Source organism: Amycolatopsis sp. NPDC114503 (genome assembly GCF_055633655.1).
In genome coordinates this window covers 894,218-914,322 of the sequence record NZ_JBVKDT010000001.1, presented here as the reverse complement: position 1 = coordinate 914,322, position 20,105 = coordinate 894,218, and the positions used below count along the sequence as shown (strand labels likewise).

Genomic DNA, 20,105 nt, shown 5'->3' with positions numbered 1-20,105 from the left:
GAGAATGTACTGATGACCGCTCTGTCGAACTGGCGGGATCTCCTTGCCGCCTGGGCGATCCCGGACACCGTGCACCCTCCGGAATCGCCGTGGGTCCTTCCCCGCGAGGTGTTCCTGCGGCGGGCCGATCGGCAGATCGCCGAGCCGATCGGGGCGACGCACCGCCTGGCTGCCGAGGCGTTGCGGGAGCCGGGCACGGTGCTCGACATCGGCGCGGCGGCCGGGGCGGCGAGTCTGTCTCTGGTCGGCCGGTCGAACGTCACCGCGGTGACGGCGGTGGACACCGACGACGAGTTGCTCGCCGCGTTCGCCGAGAGGGCCGCGGGCGTGGAGCATCGGCTGTTGTCCGGCAGGTGGCCTGAGCTTGCCGCGGAAGCTGGTGTGGCGGATGTCGTCGTGTGCGGGAACGTGGTTTACAACGTTCCCGACCTCGCCCCGTTCGCCACGGCGCTCACTGCGGCGGCGCGTCGGCGGGTGGTAGTCGAGACAGCCGCACGGCATCCGCTGACTGAGCTTAACCCGTTGTGGCAACGGTTTCACAGCATCGAGCGACCATCGGGACCAACTGTCGAGGACTGTCTCGCGGCGCTCGCGGAAGTGGGGACCAAGCCGGAAGTCGTGGCGTGGCAACGGCCGCCGGAGCCGGAGTACGCGGAGTTCTCGACCATGGTGGACGTGACCCGGCGGCGGTTGTGCTTGCCCCACGACGCGGCCGGAGAGGTTGAGCGGGCGTTGCTGGAAATGGGCGCAGACCCGGAAAACCCACCAGATCTCGGGTCTTCCGGCCGGGATCTGGTGACACTGGCGTGGCCCGGTTCCGCCTAACGGGCGCGTTCCAGGGCGGGTACACGCGCGAGCTGCAGCGAGAATAGTTGCCCGGCAAGGAAACCTAGCCCGAGGATGAGGTAGGAGTCGCCGACCAGGTGCTGCCACGGGGTCCACGCGAGTTCCTGCATTCCGCTGGACGGCACGAAAGTGTGCGGCGCGGCGATGAAAACCGCGACCCCCGCGACCAGCATTGCGACGGCACCGGGTGTGCGGACCCGCGCGGCGAGGATGAGCGCGGCGGGCACGATCCAAACCCAGTGGTGCGACCAGGAGATCGGCGAGAGCACGAGCACGGCCGCAGCGTTGACGACGAAGGCGAGCGGTCCGTCGACGCGCCGCATGACGAGCACGGCGGCGATCAGGACGAACGCGGACAGGCTCAGCCACAGCAGGTCGTGCGTGCGCGGCAGCAGGGCGAGCCGGTTGAGGGCGCCTTCGATGGTCTGATTGGTCGCGTAAGGAGAACCGCTGAATCCGTCGGCGTTGGTGAGGCCGCCGCCGAAGAAGTACTCGGCGGACGCGCGTGGAGCGACCAGAAAACCGGCCAGCGTGGCCGCGGCACCGGTGAAAAGAGCGTTTCGGGCGGCGCGGAAATCCTTGGCGAGCAAGAAGAACAGCAGGAAGCCCGCGGGCGTGACCTTGATCGCGGCGGCGATCCCGACCAGCACGCCGCGTGGCCAGCGCGGGTTGGGCGCGAGGCAATCGACCACGACCAGTGCCATCAGGACGAGGTTGATCTGTCCGAAGGAGAGCGTCGAGCGCACCGGTTCGAAGGCGAGCGCGGCACCGGCGAGCGCGGACGCGGTTACTGCCGCGGTACGGCGGTTACAGCCCTGCCACAGACGGCGGACCACGGCGTACAGCGCGGCCCAGAGCGACACGACGGAGACGAAATCGAGCGCAAAGGACGCGACGGACAACGGAGGAAGTGCCAAGGCGGAGAAGAGAATCGCGGCGAACGGCGGGTAGATGAAGGGCAGCATGGACCCTGCGGTGGTGGCGGGGAGGGCGCCGTAAAGGTCGCCACCGTGGAGAACTGCGTCCGCACCGAAGCGATAGACCTGCAGGTCAACCGGGTTGAAACTGCTGAGGACAGCCGCTGCGCCGACGGCGATCGCTGTCATGCTGACGATGAGCAACGAGGCGGACAGCCGCCCGGCTTTTTTCTGTAACCACATACGGGCGGCGATTGTAACTGCGTCAGCGCTCTGAACGCTCTGCCCGGTAAGCGTGCAGGATGTCGCGCGCCTCGTCCGCGGAACGGCGGATGCTGTCCGCGACGACATCGACAAACCGTGCGATGCCCTCTAACCGGACGGCCGCCTGCGTGTCGGGACCCAGCACCTCGACACCGCGGCGCGCGGTTTCGGCGAGGCGGAGGTTGGCGCGGACGGTGGACATGATCGACTCGTAGAAGACGTCGTCGTCGACCAGGTAGCGCTCGCGGCGTCCCTCGTCGCGTTCCCGGCGGACCAGGCCCTGGTGTTCGAGGAACGCGATCGCTTTCGACACCGACGCGGGACTGACCTGCAGCCGCCGGACGAGTTCGGCAGCGGTGAGGCCGCTGGAATCGGAGGTGAAGAGCGCGACCAGCAGCCGCGCGGTCATCTTCGGCAGCCCGGCGTCGGTGAAGACGGTGGCGAACGACTCCTCGTACTCGCGCACCGCCTCGGCGTCGCGTCCGCCCTCCGGCGGCGCTGGGCGAGTCCGACGGACGGCCGACTGCCTGCTCCGGTGGGCGCGGTGTTTGGTGGCGTGCTGGGCGAGGTCGGCGCGGTAGCCGGCGGGGCCGCCGTTGCGCAGCACCTCGCGCGTGACTGTCGAAGTGGGCCGGTCGAGCCCGCGCGCGATCTCCGCGTACGCGAGACCGTCGGCGAGGCCGAGCGCGATCTGGTGCCGTTCTTGCTGGGTGAGCCTGCCGCCGGGCATCGCGTTCTCCTTCGTTCCTCGCCGACGATAGCGTTTAACCTTCCCTCATTGCAACACGACCGTTGCGTTGATCTTAGCGCTCGTTGCAACGATGCACGGCCGCTTACCTGCACAGACTCCCCTTAAACGCAACAAGACAGTTGGCAGAACTTGGAAACGCAACGTAGCGTTTCACATGTCAGAAACAACTGGGGGAAGGAACCCGGGCATGCCCACCACCGAGAACTACCAAGCCGCCGAACTGCTCCTGCGCCGCCTCGCCCGGCCCGGCGAACTGATCGTCGGCGACCGCGTCCGTCCACAGTGGATCGACGGCGGCGCGCGGTTCTGGTACGCCGTGAACCACGGCGACAGCAAGAAGTTCTTCCTCGTCGACCCGGCCGCGGGCACCCGCACCCCGGACTTCGACCCGACCCAGCTGCCCGCCGCGACGCCGCCGGGCGGCCCGCTGGACGTGCCCTCGCCGGACGGCAAGGTCGCGGTGTCCCAGCGCGGCGCGGACCTCTGGGCCGTGTCCGGTGCCCGCGAATGGCCGCTGACCAGCGACGGCGCGCCCAACTACCAGTACGGCACCAGCCCGGAAAGCCTCGGCAACGGCACTCTGCTGCGGAAGTTCGGGCTGCCGCACCTGCCGCCCGCGGTGGCGTGGTCGCCGGATTCGACCAAGGTGCTGACCCACCAGACGGACGAGCGCGAAGTCCGCGAGACCCATCTGATCGAATCCCGCCCCGCGGACGGCAGCGCGCCGGCGCTGCACACCCAGCGCTATCCCTACCCCGGTGACGAAAAGATGGCGCTGGCCGAACTGGTCGTGCTCGACGTCGCCACCGGCACGATGGTCCGCGCACAGACCGAACCGCTGCTCGCGCCGATGATGTCGCCGGTGACGGCCAAGTGGGCCTGGTGGGCCGCGGACGGCTCGGCGGTGTACTTCCTCGGCCAGCCGCGCGATCGCCGCACCCTCAGCCTGCACCGGATGGACCCGTCGACCGGCGAGGTCACCACGGTGCTCAGCGAAACCGGGCCGACCCGCGTCGAGCCCAACCAGTGGATGTACCAGCCGCCGATCGTGCGGGTGCTGGAGAACGAGGTGCTGTGGTACTCGCAGCGCGACGACTGGGGTCACCTGTACCGCTACGACCTGCACACTGGCGAACTGCTGAACCAGGTCACGTCAGGCGAGTGGGCGGTGCGGGAGATCCTGCACGTCGACGCGGAGACGGTGTACTTCGTCGCTTCCGGCCTGGTCGCGGAGGATCCGTACCGGCGCACGGTGTGCCGGATCGGCTTGGACGGCACCGGATTCGCCAAGGTGACCGACGATGCGCTGGACCACGTCGTCACCATGCCGGCCAGCATGGCGTACTTCGTCGACTCAGCGTCCACTGTGGACACTCCGCCGGTGGCGACGGTCCGCGACTGGTCCGGCCGCGTGCTGGTCGAGCTGGAGCGGGCGGACATCACGAAGCTCGTGGCGACCGGCTGGACGGCGCCGGAACCGTTCTGTGTCAAGGCGGCCGACGGAGTCACCGACATCTACGGCGTGCTGTACCGGCCGCACGGCTTCGACCCGGCGAAGAAGTACCCGGTCGTGGACAACATCTACCCCGGCCCGCAGGTCACCCGGGTCTCGCCGTCCTTCGACCCGGGCGGCATGGGCCTGGACGCGGAACCCCTTGCCGCGCTGGGCTTTGTGGTGCTCGCCGTGGACGGACGCGGGACGCCGGGCCGCAACAAGGCGTTCCACGACGCGTCTTACGGCAAGCTCGCGGACGCGGGCAGCCTGGACGACCACCTCGCGGCCATGCGGCAGCTCGCCGAGACGCGGCCGTGGATGGACCTGGACCGCGTGGGCGCGTTCGGGCATTCCGGCGGCGGATTCGCGACTGTGCGGGCGATGCTGGACTACCCCGAAGTCTACCGGGTCGGCGTCGCTATGTCCGGTTCGCACGACGCGCAGCACTTCAGCCTGGACTTCGTGGAGGCTTACGACGGCGCGGACAATCCGAAAGCGTGGGCGGCGACGTCCAATGTGGAGATCGCGGATCGGCTGGCGGGCAAGCTGTTGCTCATGCACGGCGAAATGGACGACCGCGTGCACCCGGACAACACGCTGCGGCTGGCGGATCGGCTGATCGCGGCGAACAAGGACTTCGAGCTGCTCATCGTGCCGGGCGCCGAGCACGTGTTCATCGACTGTCTGTCCTATGTTCGCACCCGCGGCTGGGATTTCCTGGTGCGCGAGCTGATGGGCGAGCAGCCGCCGGCGTACCGGCCCGCGCCGATCGTGCTCGACCCGGAGCTGCTCGGCGAGCTGTTTGCCTGACGTTTTGTCGACATTGCCCGTTTTTGTCGGACCCTCTCGCTACGGTTCCAGCCATGAGCACTTCCCTCTACTACGACGCGAGCCGGGCGACCGCGCTCACCCCGGCCGAGACGGCCGCGATCGAGCGCATCGTCACCGCCCACCAGTCGGCTTTCCCTTACCCGGACGAGGAAGCCCTCTTCCTGTACGAGGAAGGCGGCAGTGAGCCGGACGCGATCGTGGCCGGGTCCACCAAGATGCCGTTCGATCTCGACCGGGTCATGCCGGTGCTCGGACAGGTGCTGGGCTCGGTGACCGAGCTGCGCCGCGCTCTTCCGGACGCGGAGTGGCGGGTGCAACTGGACGATTTCGAGATCCCGTGGGACGAGCACGAGGGGTACTTCCTTCCCTCGTGACGCAGCGGGTCGGCCAGGTCTTCTCTCAGGCCTGGCCGACTCGCCGCAGCGCCTCGCGGGTGAGGTCCGCAAGCGTCGGATAACCGTCGACAGCCATGATCAAGTCAGCTTCAGCGAGCAAGGTACGCAGCACATGGACAACGCCGTCCGCACCAGCCAACGACAAGCCCCAGGCGTACGGGCGGCCGACGCCGACCGCGGTCGCGCCCAAGGCCAGCGCCTTCACCACGTCGGCTCCGGAGCGAATGCCGGAGTCGAACAGGACCGGCGTGCCGCCGGAGGCATCGACCACCTCGGCCAGGCAGTCCAGCGCCGGAAGACCGCCGTTGGCCTGCCGTCCGCCGTGGTTCGAGCAGTAGATCCCGTCGACGCCGCCGTCGATGGCCCGGCGGGCGTCGTCGGGGTGCTGGATGCCTTTGACCAGCAGGGGAAGGTTGGTCAGCGAGCGCAGCCAGGGGAGGTCTTCCCAGGTCAGCGGGTTGCCGAAGAGCTGTGCCCACAGCCCGACGGCGGCCGCCGGGTCGTCCTCCGGGGCCTTGCCGAGCCGCTTCCGGAACACCGGATCGGTGAAGTAGTTGGCCAGGCAATGCCCGCGCAGCTGCGGGAAGTTCGCCGTCGACAGGTCGCGCGGACGCCATCCGGTGACCCAGGTGTCGAGCGTGACGACGATGCCGCGGAAACCCGCCGCCTCGGCGCGTTGCACGAGCGACGCGGCGAGATCACGGTCGGTCGGCGTGTAGAGCTGGAAGAACCCCGGAGTGTCGCCCAGTTCCGGGGCGAGTGTCTCGATCGGATCGACGCTCAGTGTCGAAGCGACCATCGGCACGCCCGTTCGCGCGCTGGCTCGCGCGGTCGCGAGATCGCCGTGCCCGTCCTGCGCGCACAGGCCGATCACCCCGACCGGAGCCATGAACAGCGGCGAGGGCAGCTTCATCCCGAACAGGTCCACCGACAGGTCGCGTTCGTTCGCGCCGACGAACATCCGCGGGAGCAGGCCCCAGCGCTCGAATGCCTCGACGTTCCCGCGCTGGGTCCGCTCGTCGCCCGCTCCACCGGCCACATAGGACAGCACGGACGGCGGAAGCGCTTGTGCCGCACGCGCTTCCAGTTCCGGGTACGCCATCGGCAGATCCGGGACGCGGCCGGACAGCCCGGCGAAGTAGATCTCGAGCTGGAAATCGCCGAAGCCGGGCAACAGTTCTCCTCAGCGTTTGCCGTGCAGGACGGTGACCAGCTTGGCGACCAGCGCGTCCGTGGATTCCTTGCGGGAGAAGGACGTGAGCGTGAGCGGCGCGGTGAACCGCTGCCGGGCCACGGCCTTCGGGCGGGCGAACTCGCGCAGGCCTTCCGGGCCGTGGATCCGGCCGAACCCGGAATCGCCGACGCCGCCGAAGGGCAGCGACGCGATGCCGGCGAACGAAAGCGGCGCGTTCACCGAGGTCATGCCCGCGCGCAGCCGCGACGCGAGCTCGGCACCGCGCGCCCGCGAGAACACCGTGGAGCCGAGGCCGTACTTGGTCGCGTTGGCCTTCTCGATCGCTTCGTCCATGTCGCGGACCTTGGCGATGGTGACGGTGGGCCCGAACGTCTCCTCGCGCACCGCCTCGGAGTCCTCCGGGACGTCGACCAGCACAGTCGGCTGGACGTAGCGGTCGCCGACGCTCTCCACGCCGCCGACCAGCGCCTTCCCGCCGCGCTTCAGTGCGTCCTCGATGTGGCTGCGGATCACCGAGAGCTGCGAGGGCATGGTGATCGGGCCGTACTGCGCGTCCTCGTCGGAGCCGGCGCGCACGTTCTTCGCCTTCTCCACGACCCGGGCGACGAACTCGTCGGCCACGCGTTCGTGCACGTAGACGCGCTCGACGCCGATGCAGGTCTGGCCGGAGTTCGAGAACGCGCCCCAGACGGTGGCGTCGGCCGCCGCCTCGAGGTCCGCGTCGGTGTCGACCAGCAGCGCGTCCTTGCCGCCCGCCTCGATCACGACCGGAGTGAGGGTGTTCGCGGCGGCGGCCATGATCTTCTTGCCGGTGGCCGCGGAGCCGGTGAACGCGATCTTGTCCACGCCGGAGCCGACCAGCGCGGCCCCGGTCTCGCCGAAACCGGTGATCAGCTGCAGCACCGGCTGCTCGGGCACGATCTCGGCGAAGGCGTCGACCAGCCATTTCCCGACGCCGGGGGTGTACTCGCTCGGCTTGAAGACGACCGCGTTGCCCGCGGCCAGCGCGTACGCGATGGAGCCGAGCGGGGTGAACACCGGGTAGTTCCAGGGTCCGATCACGCCGACGACGCCGAGCGGGAGGTATTCGACGGTCGCGGCCTGGTTGGCCATCAGGAGGCCGGAGGAGCGGCGGTGCTTGCCGAGCACCTTGCGGGCGTTCTTCGCCGCCCACGCGATGTGCTCGATCGCCAGCACGCTCTCGAGCTGGGCGTCCGCGATCGGCTTGCCGGTTTCGTCGCGCACGACCTGGCACAGCTGCGGCAGCCGCCGGGTGAGCACGCCCTTCCAGCGCTGCAGCCGCTCCGCGCGCCCGGCGAAGCCGAGGCCGTCCCACCAGCGCGCGGCCGCCCTCGCCCGCTCGACAGCGGCGCCGACCTCGTCGGCCGTGTGCACCGGATAGGTCCCGACGACCTCGTCGGTGGCCGGGCTGAGCGAATCGAACGTCTCGCCGACGGGCGTCGGCTTCGGCTGGACCGCGGTCATCGGCGTACTCCCCGTCTCGGTGAACCCCCAGGCTACGAGGTTGCTGACACTCTGCCAACAGTTGCCCGGGCTTCCCGCCAGCATGGCATCTCGGCAGCGGGCGCGGAAAGTCCTCCGACCGGGAGTCCTCGCTGGACGCCCTCGTGGACCAGGCCCGAAAGCGTAGGGTTGAACCGACCGATCTTGGTAAGGAGAAAACCTGATGCGGATCGTCCATTTCGGACATTCCTGCGTACTGCTCGAGACCGCCGCGGAGCGGATTCTGCTCGACCCCGGCACGTTCTCCACCGGCTTCGAGGACGAGCGCGAACTGTCCGCGGTGCTGATCACCCACCAGCACTTCGACCATCTCGACGTCGAACGGCTGCCCGGTCTGCTCAAGGCGAACCCGGACGCGAAGCTGATCGTCGACCCGGGTTCGGCCGAGGCCATCGAGAAGCTGCACCTGGAGTTCGAGGTCGCCAAGCCCGGCGACGCGTTCGAGATCGGCGGCACCTCGGTGTCGGTCACCGGCGGCGAGCACGCGGTGATCCACGCCGACATCCCGGTGATCCCGAACATCGGCTACCTCGTCGACCACGGCGCGTTCTACCACCCGGGCGATTCGTTCTTCGTGCCCGAGCAGAAGGTCGACGTGCTCGGCCTGCCCACCGGAGCGCCGTGGCTGAAGGCCGGCGAAGCGGTGGACTTCCTGCGCGCGGTCGCGCCGCGCCGTTCGGTGCCGATCCACGAGGCAGTGCTGACCAACCCGGCGGCGAACATGCACTACGGGCTGTTCCAGAACCTGGCGCCGGAAGGCACCGAGGTGAAGGCGCTGGAACGAGGCGTCGCAACCGAGGTCTAAGCAGGAGCGGTGTGGCGCAGGGAGCCGTAAGTGCTCCCGAAAGCCCGGTTTTCTAGGGCGACGTCCACCGCGTCCAGCAGCGCCTGCCGCAAGCCGGGGCGGCTGAGGTCAGCGGCATCGATGCCAAGCCGCACCAGCCCGCCTCGGCGCGCGGCCCGGGCGGAGGCCAGTACGAGCGCGAAGCAACGGACAGTCTCCGTACGGTGCGACTGACTCGTGAAGTCCTGCACCCGCGCACGCCGAATCTCGCCGGTCACCAGGTCCCGGACGGCGTTCTGGTCGGCACACAACGTGAAGCCGTGCTCGCGCAACGCCTGCACAGTGCCGGTCGAGGCGAGCCAACGCGGCGGCGCGAAGCCGTCGACAGTCACACCAGTCGCGTCGAGTGCCGCCTTCGCGGCGATGAGCCTCAGCCGCGCTTCGTGCGCCGGGAGCACGGCGAACTCGGCCTTGCGACCTAGGTGCACGGCGCGATGCGTCGGCGGAATGCGGTGGTCGTAGCCGTTGAGCAGCACCGAGTCTCCCGCCGCGGCGCGCGTACGGACCCAGGCCGTGACAGGCCCGTCTTCCGTGCGCGCGACATGCAGAATCGACAGCGGAACGTGCCGACGTTCGAGTTCGGCCGCCAGATGCGCACAACGGTGCAGCGTGCGCGTGGTGACCCCGGACAGCGAGACCAGCAGGCGAGCATCCACGCCACCATTGCGCCGCAGCCGTGTGGCGACCGCCTGACCGCACCGTGAACTACGAGTGAGACTTACACGGCGGACAGTCACCGAGGGGTATGCGCGCTGTTTATGCAGCAGTTTTGCGGCAGTGCCAGATAAGCATCGACGGCACGTCCTTCGCCGCCGCGGCCAGGGCATCCGGGACCAAGCCGTTGAGCGACCACGGCCAGAGATCCCACGGCCCACCACCGGGAACCTGCCGCGGCTTGGCCGGTGCGGGCGTCGGCTCCTGACAACTCACCGGCGCGAGACCCGCGGCGAAAAACGCGCGCAGATAGTCGCCGACCCGGTGGTGATGCGTGCGCACCCGAGCCGGAGCTCCGTCGGCCGTGCGTACCGAGGGGATCGATCCGCGCTGAACCTGCTCGGGATGCACGTCGGAGAGCACGAGATGCCCGCCCGGCGCGAGAACGCGCGCAAACTCGGCGATCACCGGCGTCAGGTCCGGCACGTGCGACAACGCGAGACCGCAGAGCACCAGATCCTGCGAACCGTCGTCGACCGGGAGTTCGTGCAGGTCGGCGACGAGAGTCGAGTCGGCCTTGGCGTGGCTGAGCATCTCGGGAGAACCGTCGACAGCGACGACGTGGTGACCGCGTTCGACCAGGAGACGGGTGAGACGTCCGGTGCCACAGGCGGCGTCGAGCGCGCGGCCGGGTGGGATGGTGTCGAGGATCGTCGCGAGGTGCGGCTCGTCGGCGAAGGCAGCGTTCTCGCCGGAGTCGTACGCGGCGGCCCAGCGAGCGTAACCGTCTCGCGGGCCGAGCTGAGTTACCTCGACGCCTTCGGCCAGACCTTCATCGGCCAGCAATGCGCGGATCTCGGCTAGGCGCGCTTCGACGAACTCGCGATCGTGCTCGCCGGTGAACGCGCGGAGCAACGCGGCTCCTTGGATGCCGATGAGGTAGGCGAGGGGATGCTCGTAGCTCACCCTCGCGGACATTAACCGGGCAAATGCCGCAGGGCCACCGATTTTCGCGCTCGCGCTCCCCGGCGTGGTCCTTTCTCCGTTGGGCTCAGCAGCTCACGAATTGCCCGGTTTGGCCGCCTCCACAAGCCGCCGCACCGCGACCGCGACCCGCCCGCGCAGGTCGGGGTCAATGAGGGACCCGTTCTCGACAGCCTGGCGAGGAATGGGAATCCGCGCACAAGCGTCGTCGACGATGCGGGTGCCCGCGTAGGTGAGCGTCTTGCGGAGAGACTCGTGCGCGTCCGCACCCCCAGTCGGCGCGGCGACCGAAGACGCGTTGATCCACGCGACAGGTTTGCCGTACATCTCGCCACCGCCGATAGTCCAGTCGAGCAGGTTCTTGAACGAACCCGGCAGGCCGCCGGCGTACTCCGGGGTGCAGAACAGAACGCCGTCCGCCGCCCCGATCGCCTCCCGCAACGCCGCGACCTCCGCAGGCAACGGATCCCGATCGTGGTCAGGATTGAAGTGCGGCAACCCGTCGAGCCCACCGTACACAGTGGACGGAGCAAACCCGGCCGCGGTCGCGATGACAGCCGCGTTGACCGAACCGGCCCGCAGACTGCCGCTGATGAGCAGAATCACGAGCCCAGTGTGCCAGCGCGGACGGCACTGCGGGGCCTCCTTTTTCGGTAGCCGCCTAACGTTCACCCGCTGCGACCGCGAGCCGTACTCCCCGCCGCACAGGCACCGGCACCGGCCGCCTCGGCAGTTCGCAAGGGAACGACTCGGCTCGGTGGCGCGGAATTTCCGGTGGCGGCTGGGGAGTTCCGCGCCACCGAGTCCCGTCCTGATGACAGGTGACGAGGGGGACCGCGTCGTCGAGATCGAGGATGGACGCGCTGCGGGACGTGCCGAGCTGCGCAGAGGTTAGGCCGGTGTGCGGTTGGCGACGGATCGGATTCCAGCCGAGCGCAGGTTCCGGAACGGCCGGAGCCCGACCGCGACCAGACCCGCACCAGAGCAGGCGCGCGAGCCGCCGAGACCACAACCAACCCGCACCGGAGAAGGCGCGCGAGCCATCAGAATCACAGCTAACCGCACCAGATCTGGCGCGCCAGCTGCCAAGACCACAACCAACCCGGAGCCAGAGCAACGCGCAAGCCACTAGACCACAGCCGACCCGCACCAGAACAGGCGCGAGCCACCAGGACCACAACCGCACCGGAGCAGACGCGCAAGCCACCGGACCACAACCAGTCGCGCCAGAACAGACGCGCAAGCCGCCAGAACCACAGCCAACCCGCACCAGGGCTAGCACTCCCCGCCAATCGCCAGCCGAATGCCGGTACCGCAGCGGCCCGGGAATCACCAGCCGCGAAACCGCTCCCGAACAGCCGGATGGCTGCCGGGCGAGAGATCAGCCGTGAGTCGTCACGCTGTGCGCCCTCCTCACTCCCACACCACCTCTCCCCGTTGTCCCTGCGCCAATCCAGCCTCCGCGGCTGCTGTCCGAGTTCCTGGGTCCAGCGGGTTCGGTCCGATCGCCGCGGCCGAAGCCTCGTCCGGTTCCAGCACCGCCACCTTCGCGCCTGACTCTCGGAGATCCGCCAGTACCTGCTCGAACGGCCGCTCCGTCGGGAAAGCCTCCGCCGCGCCCATCGGGACCACCACCGTCACCTGAGCGAAACCTGTTGCGTAGTCGGCATTCGCGGAGGAACGGACGCCACCGTCGACGTACCGTCCGCCGTTGATCGGCACCACCGGCCAGATGCCGGGCACCGCGCAGCTTGCCTCGACCGCGGCGACCAGCGGGACGCCGGACGCACGGTCGAACACCACCGGCTCACCGGTTTCCGCTTCCACCGCAACGATTTTCACCGCGCGCTCGGGCCAATCGTGGGACGGCAGGCGGGATTCGATCACCGCACGCCGCCGCGGTTCCGGTACGGTTTCCGCGGCCAGGGCGTATTTTCCCATCTCCCGGCGGATTTCCGCCGCGGTGCCGCCCTCGGCCAGCACCGCGGCGAACTCCTCGCCGAACTTTTCCGGGTCGAACTCGGCCGCGATCTCCGCCGCTTGCAAGGCCGGATCCACCTGCCGCGCGTACAGCCGCGGCAACGGCAATCCGCTGCCCAGCTTCGCCGCCACCGCCGCGCCCGCCGACGTGCCGATCAGCACGTCGGCTCCGGTCACGTCCTGGCCCGCTTCCGCGAGCCCGGCCAGCAATCCGGTCGTCCACGCGATCCCGGCGACGCCACCGCCGCCCAACACCAAAGCTCGGCTCATGCCGCTCCTTTCACCGGTACCCACTCTGCCCTAGGGCACCGACAATTTCCGAAGCGCCGACTCCAGCAGAGCGTCCGTCTCCGGGCCCGGCAAAGCCAGCTCCAGCAACGTTTCCGCCACCTCGCGGTATTTCGCCACCCGCGCCGGGCTCGAACTGCTCGCGCTCTCGCGCAGCAATCGCTCGTGGACGATCGACGGCAGGTCCGCGAAATCGAAAATCGTGAACGCCCTGCCCAGATCGGGATGCCGGTCCGCCGGGACCACTCGCACCTCGACCTTGCCTTCCGCCAGCCGTTCGCGCAGGTGCCACAGCTGCTCCGCCATCGCGTCCGCGCCGCCGATCCTCTTGTGCAGCGCCGTTTCCCCCAGCACCAGCACACACCGCGCGCCCGAATCGAGCACCGCTCGCCGCTCCAGCCTCTCGGCTACCCGCGCGTCCACCTCGTCCGCGACAACGCCCGAGGCGCCCGACAGCAGCGCTCGCGCATACCCGCTCGTCTGCAACAACGGCGGCACCACCTCCGGCTCCCAGCCGAACACCGCGTCCGCCGTGCGCTCCCACTCCAGGTACGGCTCTTCTCCGCCGCTGTCTATCCAGTCCTGCTCTCGCGCTCCTCGCGCCATCTCCACTATTCGCCTGCGGTCCGGCCCGATCACCCTGCAGTGCGCCAGTACCGCTCCGATGTCCTCCGGCTTCGGCAGCCGCAGTCCTCGTTCCCAATTCGTCACGAAACCAGGCGTCATCCCCAGCAACCGGGCCAACTCTCTTACGCCCAGTCTTCTTCTCTCCCGCGCCGCGCGTAACTCCAGGCCCAATGCCCTCGCGCGCGGTGTTGCGTACGGTGTGGTCATGGTTGCAGTGTGTCAGGGGGTGCCGACAGTTTTCGGGGTTCTCTCCCCTGGGGCCTTCGCTCTTCCCCCTGTCCTACAGCCACTCCTCCAGCGACAACCCCGTCATCCTCTCGTACGCCTCCACGTACCTTCCCCTCGTCGCCTCCACCACTTCCCTCGGCAACGGCGGCGGCTGCACGTTCGACGCCCTGTCCCAGCCCGACTCCGGCCCCGTCAGCCAATTGCGCACGTACTGCTTGTCGAACGACGGCTGCACCCTTCCCGGCTCGTACCCCTCCGCCGGCCAGTACCGCGACGAATCCGGCGTCAGCACTTCGTCCGCCAGCACCAGCGCGCCCGTCTCGTCCACGCCGAACTCGAACTTCGTGTCCGCCAGCAGGATTCCGCGCTTCGCCGCCACTTCCGCGCCACGGCGGTACACCGCGAGCGTCGCCTCGCGTAGCTCCTCGGCGCGCTTCGCACCGATAGTCGCGACCACTGCGTCAAACGAAACGTTCTCGTCGTGCTCGCCGAACGCCGCCTTCGTCGCAGGCGTGAAGATCGGCGACGGCAGCTTCGAGGCCTCTACGAGCCCTTCGGGCAGCTCTACGCCGCACACTGCGCCCGTACGCTGGTAGTCCGAGTATCCAGACCCCGTGAGGTACCCGCGCGCGACGGCTTCCACCGGAAGCATGTCGAGGCGGCGTACGAGCAACGCGCGTCCGCGAACCTCGGCAGGGATGCGCGGGTCGTCGTACGCGACAAGGTGGTTCGGGATCAGGTCCGACAACTGCTCGAACCAGAACACGCTCATCGCCGTGAGCACGCGGCCCTTGTCGGGGATGGGCGTGTCCAGGATGAAGTCGTAGGCGGAGATGCGGTCCGAGGTGACCAGCAGCAGGTGGTCGTCTCCGACCGCGTACAGGTCCCGGACTTTTCCAGCGGCGATCTTCGGGTAATCGGCGAGCGTCGTCACCGCTGCACCCTAACCCGACGACCCGCACAGCGAGGATGATGCAGGTCATGGCCTACCGCTGGATTTCGTTCACCTCCGACTACGGGCTGCACGACGGCTTCGTGGCCGCCTGCCACGGGGTCATCGCGGGCATCGCGCCCGACGTACGCGTTCTCGACGTGACTCACCTCGTACCGCCGCAGCAGGTGCGCTCAGGCGCGGCAGTGCTCGCGCAGACCGTGCCGTCGCTGCCTAAGGCCGTACACCTCGCCGTCGTCGACCCTGGCGTCGGTACAGAGCGTCGCGGCATCGTGGTGGTCGCGACACACGGCATCTTGGTCGGCCCGGACAACGGTCTGCTGCTGCCCGCCGCAGAGGCGCTAGGCGGTGTGTACGCGGCGTACGTGATCGATGTGCGCACGCCGACGTCCGCGACCTTTCACGGCCGAGACATCTTCGCCCCTGTTGCCGCGAAGCTCGCTCTCGGCGCGCACCCAGGCTCCTTCGGACCTGCTATCCGCGACCTGGTGCGGCTGCCGGAGCCGCTGATCGCAGCGTTCCCGGGCAAGCTCGTATCGGACGTGCTGACCGTCGACCACTTCGGCAACGTCCAGCTCGCGGCCACCCCCGCCGACCTCGATCTAACCGGGTTGACCGGTGAGGTGACCGTGCACAGCGAGCACGTCGCGGTGTCCGCGGCGATCGGCCGGACCTTCGCCGACGTCCCCCGCGGCGCGAACCTCGTCTACACCGACTCGGCAGGCAAGTTGGCCGTGGCCGTCAACGGCGGCTCGGCGGCTTCGGTGCTGCGGATCGGGCCGACCGAGGAGTGCACCATCACCGCGTCGCCGACCGCCAGCTGACCGGGCCGGGTCACCGCCGCCTTCATGCCGAAGAGGACGCCGCCCTCCGGATCGCGGTGGTACGCGGCGAGCGAGCGAATCGGCTCCGGGCCGGAGCGCTTGCCGGTTTCCTGGTCGACCATCGGCACCGCGCACCGGACGCACAGCTTCGCGTAGGCGAACTCGGCCCCGCCGGCTTCCATCCGGCGCACCGAGTCCTCGGCGTGCGGTTCCGCCCAGCCGCGGATCACGAGATTCGGCCGGAAGCGGTCCATCGGCACGGGTTCGGCTCCGCGCTCGGCGATGCGTTCGTTCAGGTGGTCCAAAGAGGACTCGGAGATCACGAGGATCGCGTGACCGTCGGCGAACCCCGCGGTGCCTGTGGTTTCGCCGCTTGTCACCCGGTCGTGTTCCGGCGTCACTCCGAGGAGCACGGACGGCTGGCCCACGACGGTGGAGAACCACTCGGCGGCGTCGGGGCCCTGGTGGACGCCCTCGCCGGTCCAGTTGAAGGTGGCTGCGGGGTGCCGTCGGCCGTCCTTCTGGACCTCGATGGTCAGGTCTTCGATCCCTGGTGCGGACAGTGCGAGACGGGTGCCGTCGTCGAGAACGCGGGGCCGGATGGCGGCCATGATCGGGAACCGGCGCTGGCTGCGGAATTCGCCGTCGGGGGCGGTGACCATGAACTCGCGATCGTGCGCGAGACCGGCTGGGGCGACGTGGGCGGACTGGACTGTCGTGCCGGCGCAGCCTTTGACCGGGTAATACGTGAGCTGCGAGATCGTCCCCATGGGGTTCACGGTACCTGTTCGTCCGAAGGGGACTGGGGTGCACGATCCCGCACGGACGGCCGCCGCACCGGTAGCCTGCGGACTCGTGGAGCTGCTGCCGTTCGACGAGTATGTGCGCTCGCTGCCGCGGAAGCGGATGTCGGCAGGCACCCTGCTCCGCGACGAATCCGGACGCGTCCTGCTCGTCGAGCCGTCCTATAAGGACAGTTGGGACATACCCGGCGGGGTGTGCGACGCTGGCGAGCCGCCGTGGCGCACGGCGCGCCGGGAACAAGCCGAGGAAATTGGGATCGACCGTCCGCTCGGGCCGCTGCTGGTCATCGACTACGCACCAGACGACGGCCGGATGCCGGAAGGGCTCGCGTTCATCTTCGACGGCGGGCGAATCTCCGCGGCGGAAGCCGCCCGCCTGCCCCTCACCGACCCCGAGATCCTGGCCGTCCACCTGCTGCCGATCGACAAGGCAGTTCAGCGAGTAGCACCGCCGCTGGCCCGGCGGCTCCGAGTTTCCTACGAAGCCGCGCGGGCCGGCGAGCGGTTCATTCTCTGCGAGGACGGCCGTCCCCTCACAACACCTGCGACAGGAACTGCTGCAACCGAGGGCTAGCCGGTGCCTCGAACACCTGCTCCGGCGTCCCCTGTTCCACGATCCGCCCCGCGTCCATGAACGCGACCTCGTCGGCCACGCTCCGCGCGAATCCCATCTCGTGCGTCACCACGATCAGGGTGAGACCCCGCGAAGCCAGCCCGGCCATCAGGTCCAGGACGCCCTTCACCAGCTCGGGGTCCAGCGCGCTCGTGGCCTCGTCGAAGAGCATCACTTCCGGCTCCATCGCCAGCGCACGCGCGATCGCCACGCGCTGTTGCTGGCCGCCGGAAAGCGCTGCCGGGCGGTACGGGGCCTTGTCTGCGAGGCCGACTTCCGCCAGGCGGGTACGGGCGACGTCTGCTGCGTCCTCTTTGGACAGACCGCGCACGCTGCGCAGCGGCAGCACGATGTTGTCCAGCACGCTTCGATGCCCGAACAGGTTGAAGTGCTGAAAGACCATCCCGACGCGTTGGCGCAGCGCGTCCGGATCCGAGGCGATGACGCTTTCGCCGTCCAGCAGCAGATCGCCGCTGTCGGGCTCCTGCAGGCGGTTCACGCAGCGCAGCAGAGTCGACTTTCCGGAACCGGACGGGCCGATCACGCACGTGGTGCTCCCGCTCGGCACCTTCAGGTTCACCCCGCGCAGGACCTCCAGCGTCCCGAATCGAACGTGGATGTCCTTCAATTCCACCGAAGACGAACGAACAGCCGTACTCATAGCGCCCCACCCGCGAGCATCTCGTTGCTCTCCACGGTCACCTTGCGACCGGTCTGCAGCCGCTTGTCGATGTAGTTCACCAGGTGCGTCAGCGGAACCGTGATCACCAGGTAGACGACCCCGGCGGCCACCAGCGGCGACAAATTGCCCGTGTTGGCCGCGAGGTCCTGGCCGATGCGGAACAGTTCTCGTTGCGAGGTAAGGAAACCGAGGAAGTACACCAGGGTCGAATCCTTCACCAGCGCGATGAACTGGTTCACCAGCGCGGGCAGCACCCGCCGCACGCCCTGCGGGATCACCACCAGCAGCATCGCCTTGGAATAGCTCATGCCGAGCGCGCGGCTCGCCTCCAGCTGTCCCTTGTCGACGCTCTGAATGCCCGCGCGGAAAATCTCGCCGATGTACGCGGCGGCGATCAGGCTCAGCGCGGCGATGCCCAGCGGGTACGGGTTGTTGCCCACCACACCGCGAGCGAGCAAGCCGACGCCCTGTCCGATCACCAGGATCGTCAGGATCGCGGGCAGCCCGCGGAAAATGTCCGTGTACACCCGCGCGGGCCAGCGCAGCCAGCGTTTCGTGGACAGGCCCATCACCGCGAGCACCATGCCGAGCAGGGTTCCGATAATAGCCGCCGCCACCGACAAGATCAGCGTGTTGAGGAGGCCGGTCTTGAGCAGGTCCGGGAAAACTTCCCAGATGTACTGCCAGTTCAGGAAAGTGTCGAAAAACTGATCCATCAGGCTACTTCGTCTTGAAATCCGCGGGAACCGGAATGCTCGGTTCGAACTGTTGGTGCACCTTCGCCCAGGTGCCGTCCGCGACGGCCTTCTTGATGCCGTCGTTCAGCTTGGCCTGCAGGTCGGTGTTGCCCTTGCGCACCGCGTACCCGTGCGGAATGTTGGTGGTGATCGCCTTCGTGACCTTCAGCTCGGGGTTCTTCGTCGCGTAATCCTCCGCGGACACCTGGTCGAACACCGCGCCGTCGATCGCCGACGACTTCAGCGCGCTCAGCGCCGCCGCGTCGTTCGGGAACCGGACCGCCTGCGCCTTCGGCGCGTTCGAGGCTAGCCAGGTATCCGACACCGTGCCCTGGACCACGCCGATCCGCTTGCCCGCCAACGAGTTCTCGTCGGTGATGCCCGCGGTCGCCTTCGCCTCGATGCCGAGCGACTGGTAGTTGTACGGATCGCTGAACGCCACCGTCTTCTTGCGCGCGTCGGTCTGCGCGATCGCCGAACTGCCGATGTCGAACCGGCCGTTCGCGACGCTGCCGAGCAGCGCCGAGAAATCGGTCGCCACGAATTCCAGCTTCAGGCCCTCTTTCGCGGCGATATCCTTCAGCAGCTCGTTGTCGAAGCCGGTGAATTGGCCGTTCTCCTGGTAGGCGTTGGGCCGGGAATCGCTCAGCGTGCCGACCCGCAGGGTCTCGCCGCCGTCGCCACCGCACGCGGTGAGACCGGCGACCAGTGCCGCCGCAAAGGCGGTGACGATCAGTTTCTTCATGCCACCAGTGTGCCCCGGCATCAGGAGTTCGCCACCGGGAGGCCCGGGCCGCCCTTCTCCAGCTCCTTCGCGACCGGAGCCTGCTTGAAGAACTGCGCGTGCAGCCGGGCCGCGGTGCCGTCGGCGATCGCCTTCGCCAGGCCGTCGTTGATCTTCTTCAGCAGCTCGGGGTTCGACTTGGCGACCGCGAAGGCGGACGGGGTGTCCTTGTCCGCGACGGTGTAGCCGAATTCGAGCGGGAGCGCCGGGTTCTGGTCGATGTACTTCTGGCCGATGTCCTTCGGCACGACCCAGCCGTCGAGACCGCCGGTCTTCAGCTGCGCGAAACCGGCGTTGTAGTCCGGGAAACGGACAACCTGCGCACCGGCGAGCTTGCCGGCGAACTCGTCCTGCACCGAACCCTGCACGACGCCGACCCGCTTGCCCGCGAACGAGTCCGCGGCGGGCAGCGCCGCGCCCTTCTTGCTGACGACGGTGGTGTAGCTGGTGTCGTAGCCGTTGCTGAACGCCACGGTCTTCTTGCGCGCGGCGGTCGCGGAGATCGTCGAGCTGCCGATGTCGAGCTGGCCGCCGGCGACCTTGGCGAGGAGGCCGGAGAACTCGGTGCCGACGAACTCGACCTGGAAGCCCTCGCGCTTGGCGATGTCCCGCAGGAGTTCGTTGTCGTACCCGGTGAACTGGCCGTTTTCGAGGTAGATGCTGGGCGGGGCGTCGGTGAGGGTGCCGACGCGCAGGGTTTCCCCGGAAGCGTCCGAGGATCCGCACGCCGTGAGGCCCGCGGTGGCGGCGACAACGACGGCGAGCGTGCTGAGGATCTTTCTCATGACTTCTTCCTGAATATCCGGGGTGCGCAGACAAGAAGCGCCAGGCCGCGGGGTGGTGGCCTGGCGCTTCCGGGTTTTGTACGAAAACTAAAAGCCTCTCCC

General features: G+C 68.6%; 21 protein-coding genes. 6 read left to right on the top strand and 15 right to left on the bottom strand.

All coding sequences use genetic code 11. From position 1 onward, the window contains the following. The first annotated feature begins 12 nt into the window (after window positions 1-12). Entirely contained in the window at window positions 13-825 is an 813-nt protein-coding gene (locus tag ACZ7OI_RS04465; protein WP_470262782.1) for a methyltransferase domain-containing protein, read from the top strand. On the opposite strand, the gene ACZ7OI_RS04460 is transcribed toward ACZ7OI_RS04465, so the two are convergent. Both ACZ7OI_RS04460 and ACZ7OI_RS04455 read right to left on the bottom strand, forming a co-directional pair. Next, a complete protein-coding gene (locus ACZ7OI_RS04460; protein WP_470262781.1) occupies window positions 822-2,006 on the bottom strand; it encodes a glycosyltransferase 87 family protein in 1,185 nt (394 codons plus the stop codon). The genes ACZ7OI_RS04465 and ACZ7OI_RS04460 overlap by 4 nt on opposite strands. A 22-nt stretch (window positions 2,007-2,028) precedes the next feature. Further along, the gene (locus ACZ7OI_RS04455; protein WP_470262780.1) at window positions 2,029-2,757 is read right to left on the bottom strand and encodes a GbsR/MarR family transcriptional regulator; all 729 of its coding nucleotides are present in this window, start codon (window positions 2,755-2,757) and stop codon (window positions 2,029-2,031) included. Between the two features lie 208 nt (window positions 2,758-2,965). Between ACZ7OI_RS04455 and ACZ7OI_RS04450 the strand changes: the two genes are divergently transcribed. Further along, on the top strand, window positions 2,966-5,083 hold the full coding sequence (locus tag ACZ7OI_RS04450) for a S9 family peptidase (RefSeq protein WP_470262779.1): 2,118 nt from the start codon (window positions 2,966-2,968) through the stop codon (window positions 5,081-5,083). Between the two features lie 53 nt (window positions 5,084-5,136). Further along, window positions 5,137-5,478 (top strand): hypothetical protein, encoded by a 342-nt coding sequence (locus ACZ7OI_RS04445; RefSeq protein ID WP_470262778.1) that lies wholly within the window; start codon window positions 5,137-5,139, stop codon window positions 5,476-5,478. Window positions 5,479-5,503: 25 nt separating this feature from the next. On the opposite strand, the gene ACZ7OI_RS04440 is transcribed toward ACZ7OI_RS04445, so the two are convergent. Continuing rightward, entirely contained in the window at window positions 5,504-6,673 is a 1,170-nt protein-coding gene (locus ACZ7OI_RS04440) for a lactate 2-monooxygenase (protein ID WP_470262777.1), read from the bottom strand. 9 nt (window positions 6,674-6,682) lie between these two features. Continuing rightward, a complete protein-coding gene (locus tag ACZ7OI_RS04435) occupies window positions 6,683-8,179 on the bottom strand; it encodes an aldehyde dehydrogenase family protein (RefSeq protein WP_470262776.1) in 1,497 nt (498 codons plus the stop codon). A 202-nt stretch (window positions 8,180-8,381) separates the two neighbouring features. On the opposite strand from ACZ7OI_RS04435, the gene ACZ7OI_RS04430 reads away from it, so the two are divergent. Further along, a complete protein-coding gene (locus ACZ7OI_RS04430) occupies window positions 8,382-9,023 on the top strand; it encodes an MBL fold metallo-hydrolase (RefSeq protein WP_470262775.1) in 642 nt (213 codons plus the stop codon). Here the strand turns inward: ACZ7OI_RS04430 and ACZ7OI_RS04425 are convergent. The 6 genes from ACZ7OI_RS04425 to ACZ7OI_RS04400 all read right to left on the bottom strand — a co-directional run bounded on the left by ACZ7OI_RS04425 (window position 9,020) and on the right by ACZ7OI_RS04400 (window position 14,757). Continuing rightward, window positions 9,020-9,718, bottom strand: a complete 699-nt coding sequence (locus ACZ7OI_RS04425) for a DUF2334 domain-containing protein (RefSeq protein ID WP_208720284.1) — start codon at window positions 9,716-9,718, stop codon at window positions 9,020-9,022. The genes ACZ7OI_RS04430 and ACZ7OI_RS04425 overlap by 4 nt on opposite strands. Before the next feature lie 100 nt (window positions 9,719-9,818). Continuing rightward, entirely contained in the window at window positions 9,819-10,682 is an 864-nt protein-coding gene (locus ACZ7OI_RS04420) for a class I SAM-dependent methyltransferase (protein WP_470262774.1), read from the bottom strand. A gap of 93 nt (window positions 10,683-10,775) precedes the next feature. Continuing rightward, window positions 10,776-11,306: an NADPH-dependent FMN reductase gene (locus ACZ7OI_RS04415; protein ID WP_470262773.1), complete on the bottom strand. Its 531-nt coding sequence runs from the start codon at window positions 11,304-11,306 to the stop codon at window positions 10,776-10,778. An 807-nt stretch (window positions 11,307-12,113) separates the two neighbouring features. Beyond that, window positions 12,114-12,950, bottom strand: a complete 837-nt coding sequence (locus tag ACZ7OI_RS04410) for a patatin-like phospholipase family protein (protein ID WP_470262772.1) — start codon at window positions 12,948-12,950, stop codon at window positions 12,114-12,116. A 30-nt stretch (window positions 12,951-12,980) separates the two neighbouring features. After that, complete coding sequence (locus ACZ7OI_RS04405; RefSeq protein ID WP_470262771.1) at window positions 12,981-13,802, bottom strand: helix-turn-helix domain-containing protein; 822 nt, start codon at window positions 13,800-13,802, stop codon at window positions 12,981-12,983. Between the two features lie 73 nt (window positions 13,803-13,875). After that, on the bottom strand, window positions 13,876-14,757 hold the full coding sequence (locus ACZ7OI_RS04400; RefSeq protein ID WP_470228392.1) for a phosphoribosylaminoimidazolesuccinocarboxamide synthase: 882 nt from the start codon (window positions 14,755-14,757) through the stop codon (window positions 13,876-13,878). Window positions 14,758-14,804: 47 nt separating this feature from the next. On the opposite strand from ACZ7OI_RS04400, the gene ACZ7OI_RS04395 reads away from it, so the two are divergent. Next, entirely contained in the window at window positions 14,805-15,599 is a 795-nt protein-coding gene (locus ACZ7OI_RS04395) for an SAM hydrolase/SAM-dependent halogenase family protein (RefSeq protein ID WP_470262770.1), read from the top strand. Here ACZ7OI_RS04395 and ACZ7OI_RS04390 read toward each other — a convergent pair. Then, the gene (locus tag ACZ7OI_RS04390) at window positions 15,482-16,369 is read right to left on the bottom strand and encodes an MOSC domain-containing protein (protein WP_470262769.1); all 888 of its coding nucleotides are present in this window, start codon (window positions 16,367-16,369) and stop codon (window positions 15,482-15,484) included. The two genes, ACZ7OI_RS04395 and ACZ7OI_RS04390, sit on opposite strands and share 118 nt — an antisense overlap. Window positions 16,370-16,406: 37 nt before the next feature. On the opposite strand from ACZ7OI_RS04390, the gene ACZ7OI_RS04385 reads away from it, so the two are divergent. Then, on the top strand, window positions 16,407-16,976 hold the full coding sequence (locus tag ACZ7OI_RS04385; RefSeq protein WP_470262768.1) for an NUDIX domain-containing protein: 570 nt from the start codon (window positions 16,407-16,409) through the stop codon (window positions 16,974-16,976). Here the strand turns inward: ACZ7OI_RS04385 and ACZ7OI_RS04380 are convergent. Genes ACZ7OI_RS04380 through ACZ7OI_RS04365 form a run of 4 tightly spaced genes read right to left on the bottom strand, consistent with a single transcriptional unit; the run spans window position 16,936 to window position 20,003 of the window. Next, on the bottom strand, window positions 16,936-17,676 hold the full coding sequence (locus ACZ7OI_RS04380) for an amino acid ABC transporter ATP-binding protein (RefSeq protein WP_470262767.1): 741 nt from the start codon (window positions 17,674-17,676) through the stop codon (window positions 16,936-16,938). The genes ACZ7OI_RS04385 and ACZ7OI_RS04380 overlap by 41 nt on opposite strands. After that, window positions 17,673-18,413 (bottom strand): amino acid ABC transporter permease, encoded by a 741-nt coding sequence (locus tag ACZ7OI_RS04375; protein WP_470262766.1) that lies wholly within the window; start codon window positions 18,411-18,413, stop codon window positions 17,673-17,675. Before ACZ7OI_RS04375 ends, ACZ7OI_RS04380 begins: the two co-directional genes overlap by 4 nt. Window positions 18,414-18,417: 4 nt before the next feature. Beyond that, the gene (locus ACZ7OI_RS04370; RefSeq protein ID WP_470262765.1) at window positions 18,418-19,179 is read right to left on the bottom strand and encodes an ABC transporter substrate-binding protein; all 762 of its coding nucleotides are present in this window, start codon (window positions 19,177-19,179) and stop codon (window positions 18,418-18,420) included. 20 nt (window positions 19,180-19,199) lie between these two features. Beyond that, entirely contained in the window at window positions 19,200-20,003 is an 804-nt protein-coding gene (locus tag ACZ7OI_RS04365) for a substrate-binding periplasmic protein (RefSeq protein WP_470262764.1), read from the bottom strand. Window positions 20,004-20,105 lie beyond the last annotated feature (102 nt).